9 protein-coding genes are annotated in these 16,726 nt (G+C 32.4%); 6 read left to right on the top strand and 3 right to left on the bottom strand.

Annotated elements, in window-relative coordinates; all coding sequences use genetic code 11:
• The 3 genes from F0000_RS00410 (at nucleotide 1) to F0000_RS00420 (ending at nucleotide 3,774) form a co-directional block, all read left to right on the top strand.
• A complete protein-coding gene (locus F0000_RS00410) occupies nucleotides 1-1,779 on the top strand; it encodes an ABC transporter ATP-binding protein (RefSeq protein WP_149622712.1) in 1,779 nt (592 codons plus the stop codon).
• Between the two features lie 11 nt (nucleotides 1,780-1,790).
• Nucleotides 1,791-2,297: an N-acetyltransferase gene (locus tag F0000_RS00415; protein ID WP_149622713.1), complete on the top strand. Its 507-nt coding sequence runs from the start codon at nucleotides 1,791-1,793 to the stop codon at nucleotides 2,295-2,297.
• A 115-nt stretch (nucleotides 2,298-2,412) separates the two neighbouring features.
• Nucleotides 2,413-3,774, top strand: coding sequence for an NAD-dependent succinate-semialdehyde dehydrogenase (locus F0000_RS00420; RefSeq protein WP_149622714.1), 1,362 nt, complete (start codon nucleotides 2,413-2,415; stop codon nucleotides 3,772-3,774).
• 287 nt (nucleotides 3,775-4,061) lie between these two features.
• On the opposite strand, the gene F0000_RS00425 is transcribed toward F0000_RS00420, so the two are convergent.
• The gene (locus F0000_RS00425) at nucleotides 4,062-6,401 is read right to left on the bottom strand and encodes a T9SS type A sorting domain-containing protein (RefSeq protein ID WP_188111983.1); all 2,340 of its coding nucleotides are present in this window, start codon (nucleotides 6,399-6,401) and stop codon (nucleotides 4,062-4,064) included.
• Between the two features lie 660 nt (nucleotides 6,402-7,061).
• Between F0000_RS00425 and F0000_RS00430 the strand changes: the two genes are divergently transcribed.
• Nucleotides 7,062-7,892 (top strand): mechanosensitive ion channel family protein, encoded by an 831-nt coding sequence (locus tag F0000_RS00430; protein ID WP_149622716.1) that lies wholly within the window; start codon nucleotides 7,062-7,064, stop codon nucleotides 7,890-7,892.
• A 252-nt stretch (nucleotides 7,893-8,144) separates the two neighbouring features.
• Nucleotides 8,145-8,576: a BLUF domain-containing protein gene (locus F0000_RS00435; protein ID WP_149622717.1), complete on the top strand. Its 432-nt coding sequence runs from the start codon at nucleotides 8,145-8,147 to the stop codon at nucleotides 8,574-8,576.
• Nucleotides 8,577-8,835: 259 nt separating this feature from the next.
• Here F0000_RS00435 and F0000_RS00440 read toward each other — a convergent pair whose 3' ends face one another.
• The gene (locus F0000_RS00440; protein ID WP_149622718.1) at nucleotides 8,836-9,264 is read right to left on the bottom strand and encodes a response regulator; all 429 of its coding nucleotides are present in this window, start codon (nucleotides 9,262-9,264) and stop codon (nucleotides 8,836-8,838) included.
• Nucleotides 9,261-13,274, bottom strand: coding sequence for a chemotaxis protein CheB (locus tag F0000_RS00445; protein WP_149622719.1), 4,014 nt, complete (start codon nucleotides 13,272-13,274; stop codon nucleotides 9,261-9,263). The genes F0000_RS00440 and F0000_RS00445 overlap by 4 nt, the downstream gene beginning before the upstream one ends.
• Before the next feature lie 555 nt (nucleotides 13,275-13,829).
• Here F0000_RS00445 and F0000_RS00450 point away from each other — a divergent pair.
• The gene (locus F0000_RS00450) at nucleotides 13,830-16,574 is read left to right on the top strand and encodes a chemotaxis protein CheB (RefSeq protein ID WP_149622720.1); all 2,745 of its coding nucleotides are present in this window, start codon (nucleotides 13,830-13,832) and stop codon (nucleotides 16,572-16,574) included.
• Nucleotides 16,575-16,726 lie beyond the last annotated feature (152 nt).

Consider the following 16,726-nt stretch of genomic DNA (forward strand, 5'->3'; position numbering starts at 1 on the left):
ATGAGAGAATTTGCAGCTAACCAACAAGGTCAAAAAAACAAAAAAAAGCCTAAAGTCACCATGGTTCAGGCTTTTAAAACTATTATCTGGCCCAGACGTAACCTTGTTTTTATAGGATTGCTCCTTATTTTTTTTAACAGGGTAGCGGGCCTTATTTTACCTTGGAAAAGTAAATCATTGTTAGATGATGTCGTCCCGGGTAAAAATATGGAAGAACTTTATGAATTATTAATCATTGTTGGAACAGCAATTCTGGTACAAGCGAGTACTTCTTTTTTATTAACTAGAATCCTTAGTGTACAAGCACAATTTCTTATTTCAGAATTACGCGCAAAAGTTCAGAAAAAGGTATTATCATTACCAATCAGTTTTTTTGATAATACTAAATCAGGTGCTTTAGTTTCTCGTATTATGAGTGATGTTGAAGGGGTAAGAAACCTAATAGGAACTGGATTGGTTCAATTAGTTGGTGGAATTTTTACTGCAATTGTTTCGGTTGTTCTACTTATTAAAATTAATCTATGGATGACATTGTTTGTACTTATTCCTATAAGCTTATTTGGTATTGTAGCATTAAAAGCCTTTAAATATATACGACCTATTTTTAGAACTCGTGGTAAAATAAATGCCGAAGTACAAGGGAGATTAACAGAAACATTATCAGGTGTTCGCGTTATAAAAGGATTTGGTGCCGAGGAGCAGGAAAGTAAAATTTTTGAAGAAGGTGTAGATCGCTTATTTCAGAATGTAAAAAAAAGCTTAACAGCTACAGCATTAATGACCAGTTCTTCTACATTTTTACTGGCAGGTATTGCCTCTACCGGAATTATGGGTATCGGTGGTTATTATATGATGGAAGGAAGTATGACGGCTGGAGATTTTTTGTCATTTACCATGTATCTGGCCTTTATGATTGCTCCTATTGTACAAATGAGTAATATAGGGAGTCAATTAACCGAGGCACTCGCGGGGCTGGATCGTACAGAAGAATTGATGAATTTACCTCCAGAAGAAGACCCGGAAAAAAGAACTATTCAGCTCGAAGATATTAAAGGAGATATTATATTTGACACTGTTAATTTTTCTTATGAAGCAGGGAAAGAAGTATTACATGGGATTAATTTTAAAGCGCTATCGGGAACTGTCACCGCTCTGGTAGGAAGTTCAGGTTCTGGTAAGTCTACAATTGCCGGATTAGCAGCAACCTTCCTGAATCCCGAGTCAGGATTGATTACAATTGATAATCATGATATCTCAAAGGTAAACCTGAGTAGTTACCGCCGTAACCTGGGAGTAGTACTACAAGATGAGTTTTTATTTGAAGGAACTATTAGAGATAATATCCTTTTTCCAAGGCCTGATGCTACCGAAAAACAACTGCAACAGGCCGTAAAAGCAGCTTATGTAAACGAGTTTACCGATCGATTTGATGATGGGTTGGATACCCGAATCGGAGAACGAGGAGTAAAACTATCTGGCGGACAACGACAGCGTATTGCCATAGCACGTGCCATTCTTGCAGATCCCAAGATTATAATATTAGACGAAGCAACTTCTAATCTGGATACAGAGAGCGAGGCTTTAATACAAAAAAGCCTGGGTGCTTTGATGGAAGGTAGGACTACTTTTGTCATTGCTCACAGATTAAGTACGATAAAAAAAGCAGATCAAATTCTGGTCATAGAAGCGGGAAATATTGCGGAACGAGGAACGCACGATGAACTTATTGCAGTAAAAGGAAGGTATTTTGACCTTTATACATATCAGGCTAAGATCTAAAAAAGAGTCAAATGAATATACAGAACAGTAAAATTGAAGATATTAATCAAATATTCGAGCTTTATAAAATGTCAACAGATTTTCAAAAATCAAAAGGAGTTGTTCATTGGCCTGATTTTGACAGGGAGCTTGTACAAAAAGAAATTCGGGAAAACAGACAGTGGAAAATTATAATTGATAATAGAATTGCGTGTATTTGGACTACCACAGATAAAGACCCACAAATATGGCAACAAAGAAATGAAGATCCTTCTATTTATATCCATCGTATATCAACAAATCCTGACTTTAAAGGGAGAAATCTGGTTAGAGAAATTATAGCATGGGCCAAAAGTTATGCTCGGCAAAATAATAAGGAATATGTAAGGATGGATACCGTAGGGGAAAATAATGGCTTGATACATCATTATAAAAAATGCGGATTTGACTACTTAGGCTTGTCTACCCTTAAAAACACGACTGGACTTCCTCTACATTATAACAATGCGACTGTTAGCCTTTTTCAGTTAACAGTGTAGAGAATACTAATAAAAATCTACTAATAGAATGGCAAACGAATTAATAATTAACTCAAAAGCATTTATTGTATTGAATTTTCAAATTTATCTTTGATATCAATTAAAATCGTGATATATGTCGGATACAATTATTACAACCTACCCTTTTACTGGAGAAGTCTTAAAAGAATATCCTTTATTTACTGATAAAGAAGTTGCTGCTTTAATACATAAATCAAAAGAAATATTTTTTGGTTGGAAAAAAGAATCATTGCAAGAGCGTTGTAAACTTTTACAAAAATTAGCAGATGTGTTGTATCAACAAATGGAAAAATGTGCCACGTTGATCACCAAAGAAATGGGGAAGCCTTACCGGGAAAGTATCGCCGAAATAGAAAAATGTATTAACCTGATTGATTTTTATGAAAAAAATGCAGAGCAGTTTCTAGCTGACGAACTTATAGAAACTGAAGCACAGGAAAGCTTTATTAGTTATGATCCGATAGGTTGTGTTCTGGGTATTATGCCCTGGAACTATCCTTTTTGGCAAGTAATGCGTTTTGCAATCCCAACAATCACTGCAGGGAACACAATATTATTAAAACACGCTAGTAATGTAACCGGATGCTCCCTACGTATTCAGGAGCTTTTTGAAGAAGCAGGATATCCAATAGGATGTTTCCAAACCCTGATTGTAAGTCATAAACAGCTTGAAAGTATTATAGAGAGTGATATTATAAAGGCTATAAGTTTAACCGGTAGTGAAAAAGCAGGAAGAACAATTGCAGAAATAGCTGGTAAAAACCTTAAGAAAACTGTACTGGAACTTGGAGGAAATAATGCTTGTATTCTATGGGAAGACGCAGATCTTGATAAGTATTTAGATACAATAGTAAAGGCCAGAATACAAAACGCAGGACAAAGTTGTATCGCTGCAAAACGCTTTATAGTAGTCGAAGACATCTATAATGAGTTTCTCGAAAAATTTGAACAAGCATTTAGAAATATAAAATTTGGTTCACCATTAGACTCTAAAACGCAGATAGGAACATTGGCTAGGATTGATCTTGCAGAAGAAGTACAAAAACAAGTGAATGAATCTATTAAAAAAGGAGCTGCTGTGCTTATTGGTAATAAGCGTGATAAGGCATTTTTTGAGCCTACTATTCTTACTAATGTGTCACCAGGAATGCCAGCATTTGATAACGAAATCTTTGGTCCAGTAGCCGCTGTAATTAAGGCAAAGGATAGAGAACATAGTATTGAGTTGGCATCGCTGTCTGATTTTGGATTAGGTACTATGTTATTTACACAAGACATTGAAGGAGCAAGAAAGCAGATAGAGAATATAGAAGATGGGGCATTTTTTATTAATGAAATGGTAAAATCAGACTCACGATTACCTTTTGGAGGAACTAAATACTCAGGATATGGTAGAGAACTATCTAGAGAAGGAATATTAGAATTTGTAAATATAAAAACAGTGTATATAAAATGAATTGAAAGACCTCAAAATAATGAATCGATTAGTTGATATCCGTTGATATTTGTATCTTTTTATGAAGAAGGTCGCTCAATACTAATTTGAACGACCTTCAGTTTTTATAGAAAAAAGGAACTTATACTGCCCTCAAATGAAGTACCTGCAAAAATCATTTCTTTTTGTTTCAGACTTCAAAATAAAAAGTATCGATAGCGTTGCTATCTGTAAATTTTCTTTCTCGTCTGAATTAAAAAATAATTTGATTCAGTTTACGGTGATTTCATCTAAAGAACAGTTATTAATTATTTAATAGAAAACTTGTAATTAATTTCTTGTCCCGGAGTTTTGATATTATAGATATACACTCCAGAGGATAGGTTGTATTTTGATGGTACCAGTTCTAATTGTATTTTCTCTCCTTTTTCAATTGTACCTGTAAATAGCTGGTCAATCTTTCTACCCTGTAGATCATATAAGTCTACATAAACCTGTCCGCTTTTTTTAGAAGAGAAGACTAAATTTGATGTTTCCTGATGATTCTGCGGATTGGGGTAGGCAAATGCTTCTAGGTTATCAATTTCATTAAACAGCTCTTTAAGCGCATTCTCTTCCAGCTGTTCAATTTCTTTTGGGGTCTCTATTGCTTCAAACCTGCTTCCAGGAGTAAAACCAAGAGCAAAAGCAGTATTTATATCAATAAGATCTTCTCCTCGTAAATCTTCAGAAGTACTATATTCATCCGCAGTAAAATCTATATCTCTGGTGTTAGTATCTCCGAATTTTTCACCTCTATTCAAAAAAATCCCTGCCAACCTTGAAACTCCAGCTCCTCCTTCATCCATTAGGGTTATGTGATCATTAAAAGTATTACAATGAAAATTTCCTAAATAATGACCAAATTCATGACAGACAAGATTTCCTAAGACCACTGGCATTACATCTTCTATGGTAAAACCATCTGCCAGTGGGATAAAATTAATAGAAGTTCTATTACGTTCATCAGTACTACTTAGCTCGCTTAGTAATACAAAGGCATCATTCTCTAAATTATAATTACCAGGGTCAATATCATTGGCAAGTCCAACAGTTCTAATTCCGGACTCTTCTCTGGTTCCTCCAATGATGACTCTACTATATGGGATATCTAGTTTTTCCAGAATCTCAGGAATCTTTTTACCTAAGGTTTCGCTACCATAATCACTTAGTATTGACAGTGAATAATCAGGATTAATTTCAGAAAGTCTTACTTCATTTACTGTGTTTTCTTTTACAACTTCAGTAATTTTAAAAGCCATTTTGAGCAGATTAGATCTTGTGTTCTCAATGCTCCAGTTTTCTAGAAAATCTCTAAAAGGAGAGAAGGTCCTTACAGTATCGTAAAAAGGGTGATTAAGTGGAGCATCTGATTCTGAAACATTAAAAAACTCTCTGTATGTAAAATCATCTACTCCTGTAAAATCAAGATATATAAATTGTCTTAGTCCCTTATTATTTGTTTCAAAACCAGGTCTTGCAGCAATTATTTCTGCTTCGTAGGCTCCAAGACTTTCTTCGAATTTAAGAGTGTACGTTCCTGTTTGTGGAGCTATATAAGTAAAACTGGATTCTCCATTTGTGGGGACCGGAGACTCAGGCGCATTAGAATCATTTGTAGAACTATTGGTTCCTATCCCGAGAGTACCGTCAGGTAAAAATAAATTAATTCTCGAGTGAGTATCCTGAAAATCTTTTGAAGCAATACCAAGTACATCTCCTTTCTTCAGCTCTATGGCATAATGATCCGTATCTCCAAGTACTCCAAAGTTGGTTATATTGGCGGTATACGAACCTTCATCCACGGGAAGGCTTTGAAAACGTATAACCCCAGATGCAGGATCAAAGGGATCTGTTAGTCGATATTTTGCAGGAGCAATTTCTAAGAAATACGTGCCATTTTCGGGGCTTTTAAATATGATTTCAGTAACAAAATTGCCATCAGCATCAGGAGTTCTTCTTCTAACATTTCCCTCTATATCTAATTGCTCACCAGATTCATTACGTATGGCTATTACGGGATTCAGATTTGTAGTATCGCTTTGAGGTGCCGCTACGGTCATTCTGATAAGTTGTTCTTTTTCCAGCTTAACAGAAAACATATCAAAATCTCCTGTACCTGTGCCTGAGGCGCTATGAGGACCATCGCCAATCACTCCAGAGACCGTAATGAATTGTATTTGATCCTCTGGTAAATCAGTGTCAAAAGGTAAGTTTTGTGCCAACGGAATAGAACCATTATCTTCTGGATCTTCCTGGACAACTTTGGGGATAAACTCATACATGAGATCAACTCCAATACTACCTTTTATAGAGACTTCACTGATTTGATTTTCTCCGTTTCCGAAATTAGGAATCTTTTGTGCTGTGCTAATTGTGTTATTAATACTTTGTTCCCCATTTTCAATTTCTTCAATTAGTACAGGAGGTTTTTTATTTCTGGTTTTATGAATCTTGGATTGAACTTTTTTCTGATGAATCTTGGTATAAAGATCGCTGGTAGGCGTACCGCAAAGAGGAATTGATCCATGCGTGTTTTCTTTGTTTAGCGTAGCTGTAGTTGCTTTTTTTTCCTGGGCAAGTAAAGTGGTGCTTGATAGTAGACTCATCAGGAAAATGCTTTTTAACATAGGTTTAATAGTATTTTTCATAATTAAAACATGTATAAAGCATTAGGGTTTTATTAATAAACAAGCTAATTATTAAATACCCTACATTATAATCATACTTTATTTGCTAATATGATATATTAAAACATCTTTCTTCTTCTAGAACTGTTCAAATAATTGGTTTTAAGCTTTTGCCATTCGTTATAAAATGCCTTTTTCAACTCAATTTTCAGTTTTATCTTATTTCGTGGTGTTGCTATGAAGTGCAAAAAAATACTTCAAATAAAAATGGATAATTTTAAATCAAAAAATGTCATAAAATCTTCAGGTGTGTTTTTTACTTTCTATATCTGGAACCTATGATGATTTTCAAAAAGTGTCTCATTAGGTCATATATAATCTCGTTTTCTGTTAAAAACAAAAATAATCCTGCAGTGAAAAAGTTTTATAATACTAGTATAGCCTTGTTAATTTTAAATTATATAAACTGCTGGAAATTATATTTACAGTCATGAATTCCTATAATTACTTGAATAATACCTTATACAGTTATATTTTCGCTTTCTTTATAATAATTCACCATTGTATATGTAAGCTTCAATAAAATCAAAGAGAAAGAAACTTACTTGATAAAAGTCATAACACTAAATAGTATAACATATGGAAACACTAGGACTAACAAAAGAAAACTGGGATCAATTTGTAAAATGGATCTGGGATTTTACACCAGGGCTTATATCTGCCGTTTTGATTTTTTTTATAGGGATTTGGGTAATCAATATTATCAGTAAAATGCTTCGTAAATTTTTTAAGAAAAAAGATTATGATGAAACATTAGAGAAGTTTTTGTACGACCTGATTAGTATTGGTTTAAAAATATTACTAATAATACTCGTAATTACACAATTAGGAGTGCAGACATCCTCGTTAGTGGCTATTTTGGGAGCAGCAGGGCTTGCCATTGGACTTGCATTGCAAGGATCTTTGGCAAATTTTGCAGGAGGTGTTTTAATTCTGTTTTTTAAACCTTTTAAGATTGGAGATTTTATAGAAGCTCAGGGAATGTCTGGGACAGTAAAGGAAATCTCAATTTTTACAACAAAGCTAAACACCTTTGGAAACCAACTGGCTATTATTCCAAACGGAAAGATGTCTAATGATAATATTGTTAATTATTCTTCAGAAGGAATCAGACGCGATAAAATAGATATTGGAATATCGTATACCAGTAATATAAAAGAAGCGAAGCAAATACTACTGCATATTGTCAACAGTCAGGAAAAGGTTATACAAGATCCTGCTCCAGAAGTTATGGTTACCGAATTAGGGGATAGTGCTGTAACATTACAATTAAGGTATTGGGCTTCAAATGAAGATTTTTGGAAAATACATTTTTATGTGATTGAAGAAGCTAAAAAATGTCTTGAAGAGCGTGGAGTTTCTATACCATTCCCTCAAAGAGAGATTCATATCATATCTAAGGATAAATAAGGATAGTATTATTCATAAAAAAGCCTTTTGTTGTCAAAAGGCTTTTTTATGAATTAGATATTTTTATGTTGGTCAGAACAAATTTTAGTATATGACAAATTGTATGTGTGGTAAAAATCAATAGTTTGAGATTTTGAAGACACTTCGAACCAAAAGTATATAGACATATTCTAATCAATGAATACCTTTTATTTGTTATTGAGGGCAAAATGATTAAATTTAAGATAGTTTGTCTAACCAACTTAAATAATAATGATAAAAGGCATAGTATATGTAAGCAAAGCCATTGTTGATTTTAATTCTGATGATCTAAAAAAATTAGAAACATTTGCATCGGATTGTAATAAACAATTTGGTATAACAGGATATTTATATTTTGAAAAAGGTTTTTTTCTACAATATATAGAAGGAGATGATGCGGTGGTTGATGTTCTTATGAATAATATAAAGCAAGATACAAGGCATACAGTACTAAGTTATAAAAACACGACAGATATTATAAGTAGAAAATTCCCTGCCTGGTATATGCGAAAATTAACTAAATCTTCTTTGATTCAGATTAATATGGAGAATGTTCTTATAGATTATATGACAGATTGTAATAAAAAAAGAAGTATGGAGCTTAATAGTGAAAGTGTTTGGCGCATGGTAAATAAGTTATCTGGTTTCAGGAAAAAGATATAGCATTCTTCTGTTTATAAAAGTATTTTTCAGAAGTTGTCCGATATTATTATATAGAAGAAAAGTTGTTATCTTCAATACAATTCCTGAAAAGTAAGCGAAACAATCAATACACTCAGATACTAAAATTAAAGAAAAATCATGCAGAATTTAAGTATGATTAATTTGCTCCTCACTTTTAGAAACAAGAATAAGCAAAGAAATTACGTGTTTTGATATCAGGAACTACGGGAATACCTGAGATACTATTTTTAATCATTATTTATGCAGGATCTAATAGAATTGTTCGATAATGGTCACTCACTTTCTTTAATTCTTCCATTTTTAAAGGTTTTTCTAAAAAATCATAGACCAGGTTACTTTCGATAGCTTTAAGCTTATCTTTAACCCAATTAGAGGTTGTTAGAAAAACGACCAATACATCTGCTCTCAATGCTTTTGGTATTTTAGAATACCTTTCCAGAAATTCAAACCCATCCATTTTGGGCATGTTAATATCCAGAAAAATAATATTTGGTCTGGGTGGTTGAAAATCATATTTTCCTTTTTGATATATGTAATCCAGCGCTTCCAGACCATTTTCTACATCAAATATTTGATCAACTTCTCCTGTTGTTTCGATTAACTTTTTGTGATAGAAATTAGTTGAAGGACTGTCATCAACTAATAAAATACATTCGATTTTTTTCATTTCGTTTTTATTTTAGGAATTGTAAAAAAAAATGTAGCACCTTTGCCCTCACTAGATTTAACCCATATTTTGCCCCTATGGTTATCTACAATACGTTTGCAATTAGCAAGACCAATACCTGTTCCTTCATACTCTGTTTGGCTATGAAGCCTTTTAAAAACTTCAAAGATTTTTTTGTGATTTTTTTTAAGAATACCAATACCATTATCTTTTATGAAAAATTCAAAAAAAGATGGTTTTTCGATACAATCGATTTCAATCGCAGGTATTTTGGAGTTGTTATATTTTAGACTATTAGAAATTAGATTTTGAAAAAGTTGTCTCATTTGTACGGCATCACAAGTGACCTCTGGAAGTTTTTTTATCTCAATTAAAGCACAATGTTCTGAGATCGTATTTTGAAGATCTTCTGTGATTTTAAGGAGTAGATCATTGATGTTTAGGGGTTGAAAATTCAATGATTTATCATCTAATTGAGAATATACAAGCAGATCATTAGTCAATGTAATCATTCTTGAGGAAGCTTTTTCTATAAAATCCAAATATTGCAAAGCATTATCATCAAACTTTTTGTAATATTCTTCTTTGAATAATCTGGTAAAACTGGTTACTGTTCTCAGAGGCTCTTTAAGGTCGTGAGAAGCCAGATAAGCAAAGCGCTCGAGTTCTATATTTAATTCCTTCATCTTACGTTCAGATTCTTTGCGCTCATCTATATTCAGAATGGTACCTACCACTTTTTTTGCCAGCTTATTATGATCAAATTTTACTTGTCCATTAATTGTGAACCATTTATATCCTTCTTTTTTAGTTTTTAATTGTATTTCTTCTTCAAAAAAGTGACTGTTTTCTATGTGGGTTTCTATCCCGGTTTTAAAAGCTTTAATTTGCGCAGGATGAATAAGATTTAGTAATCCACTAAAGGTCGGTTTCATTTCTTTTTGACTGTATCCCAGAAGCGTGTATAATTCTGGTGACCACCAGGCTTCATCATTTAATAAGTTGCTCCATTCCCAAAGGCAAGATCCTGTGCCCATAACAGCCAGCCTGTATCGTTCTTCACTCTCTTTAAGTTGTAACTCCAGGCTTTTTATTTGAGTAATTGTTTGTGCTATTCCCAGTATTGTTTTTACGCTGCCATCCTGATTTCTTTCGTATACTTTGTCGGTAGAGAGTAACCATATTGGTTTTTTCGCATTATTGCTGACAATACGATATTCTAATTGTATTACATCATTGTTTTTGAGGTGTTTTAGTTTTTCATGATGGTCATATACATTTTGTAAATCATCAGGATATATTATCTTTTCTAAGATTGAACCTTTCATTCTTTTTATATCTATACTTGTATAGCCCGCCTGTTCCCATATATTGGCACTGACATATATATTCTTTTTGGATAAGATATCATATATATATATGATTGCCGGGTTAGAATCCATTAGATGGGATAGAAAATTATTGGTCTTTTCTTTTTCTTTTATTGCAGATTTCAGATCATCGATATCAATAAAATTGATTACAACTCCTTTTACACCATCTTCTTGGCTACAATATGGGAAAATTTGCATTAGAAAGTAATTATCAGTTGTATTAATTACTTCCTTTTTATAGGGTTGAAGTGTTTTGATCACCTGTCTAGCATATTTGATCAAATCTTCTCCTCCCAAAGTGCCAGAAAAATGTGAGATAGATCTTCCTATATCTTCTTGTCTGAGCTGAAAATGTTCATTAATCGATGGAGTAAATTTTCTGATTTTAAAATCCCGATCCAGAAAAATGGTTCCAATATTGATATTCTTCATTAGATTTTCAATATCAGAATTCAATTCTATTAGTTGGATGTTTTTTTCCTGCAATTCTGCATTCACCGCATGTAGTTCTTCATTAAGTGACTGCAACTCTTCGTTTGTACTTTGCAATTCTTCGTTTGAAGCCAGGAGTTCTTCATTAGTGGCTTGCGTCTCTTCATTAGAAGTCTCTAATTCTTCAATAGTCAATTGAAGGTTTTCTCTGGTTTCGCTTAGTGCTTCTTTGAGTTCTTGTAATTGATGATCATCAGCATGTTTTTTGGGTATTAGAACCTTTTCTTCTTGTGTAATTTTTCTATCAGATTCTTCGATGATAGTAATCAAAAAAGAACGACTGTTAATCGATATAACATTAAAAGAACGGACTAATAATCGCAATCGTTTTAAAGTGTTATCTACGATTAATTTTATTTCTTTCTCAATGGTTCTATCAGGATTAACAGAGAGTTTCCGGACAGAAGCGCTGATAGGAATGTTTAATTCGTCAGGTAGCATTTTAAGCAGGTTATTAGAATAGCCTTCATCTGGATAATCTATGTATTTTTTTAGTTTACCAGAAGCGTGTATGATCTCAAAATTTTCATCGATACAAATACTTACTACTAATAATTCATCCATTAATATTTTGTTGATGGATTTTGCAATTTTGTCTTCTAGAGAACTTCCAGAATGAGCTGTTTGGAATCTGGTAGTACCATTTCGTTCTATCTTCCAGGCATCTTCTTTATGGATGTTTATGATTCGTTCTGATTGGATATTTTTATAAATCTTCCATTTACTGCTTATTTCATCAAAATTCTTATACAATGATCCTAGGTTTTCTGAGCTTCCTAGAAACAAATACCCATGATGATTTAGAGCATAATGTATATTTGACAAAACTTTTAATTGGATATTGTTTTCCATATAAATAAGCATATTTCTACAGGAAACAAGATCCATTTTGCTATAAGGAGGGTTTTGTAAAACATCATGTTTCGAAAAAATTATATTTTTCCTGATATTGGGATGAATTTGATATTGATTTTCCTTTTTTAAAAAATAGTTGTTAAGAATTGCTGGAGGTACCTCTGATTCTATATTTTGATTATAAATTCCTTTGGTAGCTATAGCGATACCTCTGTCATCTAGATCTGTTGCAAAAACTTTGTAATTAATATCAAGTTTTTGTTGTTTTAGATATTCCTCCAGTAGAATCGTAATAGAATATGCCTCCTCACCTGTAGAGCAGGCTATAGTCCATATTTTTATACTTTGCCCTTTTTCTTTTTTTGATACAATTGAAGGAATTACCTCTTTCTCCAGAATATCAAATGCTTTATGATCTCTAAAAAAATTGGTAACACCAATTAAGAACTCCTGAGATAAAAGAAATTTTTCTTTTGGATAGTTGTGAAGATAATCAATATAATTTTCTACCGTTTGACATTTTGTTATACTAATTCGCTTTGCTATTCTTCGGAGTAAAGTTGGTTTTTTATAATAGAAAAAATCATACCCCAAATGGGTCTTAATAATTTTTAATATTTGTTCTAAAGGTTCAGTATTGTCTTGATATCTTTCAGATTGGATAGGAAAAATGTATTGAGGATGAGATACAAAGTCGATTAGTTCCCCAGCGATCTCATTGGGGGTAAGTATATAATCAGCTAATCCCTGAGAAATAATACTTTTTGGCATTCCATCAAAGCATGAAGAATCTGGGTTTTGTACAAATACTGTGCCTCCTGCTTCTTTTATTGTTTTTGCTCCTTTGGTACCATCTGTTCCTGTTCCTGATAAAATAACGGCTAATGCTTTTTCTTTCTGTTCTACAGCGAGTGAATTAAAAAAAAGATCAATAGGAAAATTTGTTTGTGTATCAGGCAGGCACTTAGTTAATCGAATTTTACCTTCTTTAATTTTAATATTTTTAACCCTAGGAATTACATACACACAATTAGGAGTGACTTCATCTTCATCATCAGCTTCTTTTACAGGCATCGTAGTATGTCTGGACAAAAGTTCAACCAATAAGCTTTTATAATCCGAAGATAAATGTTGAATGATCACAAAAGCAAAGCCAGAATCTGATGGGCAGTGATCAAAGAATTCTTCCAGTGCTTTAAGACCACCCGCAGAACTTCCTATACCTACAATATAAAAGGTATTTTTTGAGTTTTCTACTTTCTTATTTCCCTTAAGTAAAGTTTTCTCCATATGCTTATTATCAGATTAGAAAACATAAGGGGCCGAGTTTTTAAACTGTATTTTTGAGCAAGATAAATTTGGGTTTTTTAATAACTTTAACAAGTTGTATTCTAAAGGTAGAAAAAAAATAACAAGTATTTTAGGGAAAAATCCCTTTATTTTTGTTTTTATTTGTAAGCCTTATTGATTAGGTGTTTTTACCGTAAACAAAGATATGTATATACTTTTTAACTTGTTTAAATGATATTTTGTCTTTTTTTTTGTTTTGTTTAATGAGATTTTACATACAATTTTAAAAAAATATTTTAACGTATTAATTCCCCGGTTTTAAATTTTATTTTTCCTTGTAAACCGATATAATAAATAAAATTATTTAGTATTTTTAAGCTTGTATATGCAGTGAAGTGGTTTAAACCAGACTTCAATTAAAAAAATAAACACTTTACCCTCGTGTTTTTATTGTATTATATTTTTTCTTATAACAGTACAATTGTCAAACTAAGTATAACGTATCTGTGATACCTTTTTTTAGGTCTGATTCAATTAATAAAAAGACACAAGATTGTGAAAAACACGCTGACAAATAAAATTGATAAAAAGAAGCATGGAGATTTACAAAATGAACAATTTTTTATCATAGGAATTGGCGCTTCTGCTGGAGGATTAGAGGCATTGAAATTATTTTTTGATTATGTTCCTTCAGATTGTAAGCATTCATTTGTAATTGTGCAGCATTTATCTCCGGATTATAAAAGCTTAATGGTTGAGCTTTTGGCAAAAAATACGTCACTCCCAATTTTTGAAGTAAAAAATAATATGGTTGTAGCTCCTGGTAGTATTTACCTGATACCTGCAAGAAAAAATATGAAGTTCAAAAATGGGAGATTATCCTTAACAGATAAACCCCAAAGTCATCATCTTAACTTACCCATTGATATTTTTTTTCATTCTCTTGCAGAAGAATTGAAAGAACGTTCTATAGCAATAATTTTGTCTGGAACAGGAACTGATGGTTCTCGGGGAGTACACGCTGTAAAGGAAATGGGAGGAATGGTTATGGTGCAATCACCAGCGACTGCAAAATTTGATGGAATGCCTAATAGCGCTATTGCAATAGGAGTAGTTGATTATATAGTACCCGTTGCGCAAATGCCGAAGGAGTTATTGGATTATATAGCTACGCCTCACAGTATTGATACTGATGAATCTGTAAAAATGCTCTCGGATGAATACTCCTTGTCAAAAATCCTTAGTCGTATTAAGGAGCATACGAATTTAGATTTTTATGGATACAAACGCCCTACACTTATTAGAAGAATTGCAAGAAGGATGTATGCAACCCAACATAAAAACCTGAAAGAATACTATAACTACATAAAAGAAAATGATGCAGAAGTGCAACTCCTTTATAGAGAATTTCTAATTGGGGTCACAAAATTCTTTAGAGATAATGACGCCTTTCAGATTCTGGAAAATAAGGTGCTTCCGGAATTAGTAGCAAAGAAAAAAACAGATCAGGAATTTAAGGTTTGGTGTATTGGTTGTAGTACAGGTGAAGAGGTATATTCAATCGCAATTTTATTAGATGAAATTTTAGAAAGAAAAGGTAAAAAACTGAATGTAAGGATTTTTGGTACAGACATAGAGCCAGACAATTTAGAAAAAGCATCAAAAGCAATATACTCAGGAAATATTACCAAAGATGTTAGTTTTGATAGATTACAAAAATATTTTATAAAAAAAGGAAATCAATATTATGTGAATCAAAAAATTCGTAATAAAGCAATTTTTTCTTGTCATGATGTCTTAAAAGACCCTACTATTAATAAACTGGATCTAGTGATATGTAGAAACATGCTCATATATATTAATACTGAAATGCAGCAAAAAGTACTTTCTAAAATACATTATGCACTTAATAAAGACAGTATCTTATTTTTAGGTTCTAGCGAAACTATTGGAGATGCTGGCAATTTGTTTAATACAATTGACAAAAAGTGGAAACTATATCGTACTAAAGAAATACCCTTTAGATCAGCTCGTGATTTTACGAGATACTCTGATATTCATAAGCACGGTTTATTAGAAAGAAGCGCTTTTAAAGTTGTCGCCAGAAAGAAACCTCTGGAGAATAATCTATCAGAAATATTAAACGAAACATTACTGGATCAATTTGGAGTTGCAGGTATTTATATAGATGAACATTATCATATTATGCATGCAGTTGGTGATTTTAAGAAATATATTGAGATTCCGGACGATCAATTCTCTTTGAATTTGTTAAAAATGCTGCCTGAAAACTTGTTTATTCCTACAAGTACAGCGATAAGAAAAGTAATCAAACAAAATGAAAAAGTAATATATGAAGGAGTAAAGTGGCGTACCAAGAATACTATCAGAACCATTAATATTTTGGTAAATCCTTTTGAGTTAAACACTACAAGACTCAACTGTTTTCTAGTTGTATTTATTGAAGAAAAAGTAGAGAAAGAAACAGCTACTATTATAAAAAATACACTTGATAACCCAAAGACAGCCAAGCTTCTTGTAGCAATTGAAGAAGAACTAAAATTGACTAAAGAGAGTCTGCAAACTACGATTGAAGAAGTAGAGACAAGCAATGAAGAGTTACAAACAACCAATGAGGAATTGTTATCCTCAAACGAAGAGTTGCAAAGTACAAATGAAGAATTACAGAGTGTTAATGAAGAATTACATACGGTAAATGCAGAACATCAGAATAAAATTGGAGAACTCTTAAAACTGAATAATGATATAGAAAACCTGATACAAAGTACTCATATACCAACCATTTTTCTGGATTCTGATCTTAATATTAGAAAATTCACCCCTAATATTACAGAACAGTTTAACCTTTTGGATACCGATATAGGAAGACCCATATCACATTTTACATCAAAATTTGGAGAAGAAGATTCTTCCAACTTTCTACAAATTATAGATCGTGTACTTGGATCAAATAAGCCAGAACAAAAAGAGATCCAAATCAGTGAAGGAAAATGGTATTTACAAAGGATATTCCCTTTTATAGACCATAGTAGCCATAATAATAGTGGAGGAGTTGTGATTACTTTTGTAGATATTAATGCTATAAAAATAGGACAGGAAAAAATGCGTCTCAAAACTCAGGAACTAGAAAGTTCTAACGATAAATTATCCAGATTTAATAAAGCAGCTGTAGGAAGAGAAGAACGCATGATAGAATTAAAAAAAATAATCAATGAACAGTGTGAACAGTTAAATAGAGAACCTCTGTTTGACCTGAACTTTACTAAAAACGAATTATGATAATTCTATGATGTACTAATGAGTACAACTATAAGTTTGCAGGCTTGACAGAAATGATTGAAGGTCGAATATAAAAGTATGCAGAATTCCTCATTTGGTAACAATTGAGAGAAATTGTGATGTTTGAATAGTAATATTATTCTCAGAAGGAT

The sequence above is a fragment of the Aquimarina sp. RZ0 genome (assembly GCF_008370685.1).
Taxonomy (GTDB): domain Bacteria; phylum Bacteroidota; class Bacteroidia; order Flavobacteriales; family Flavobacteriaceae; genus Aquimarina.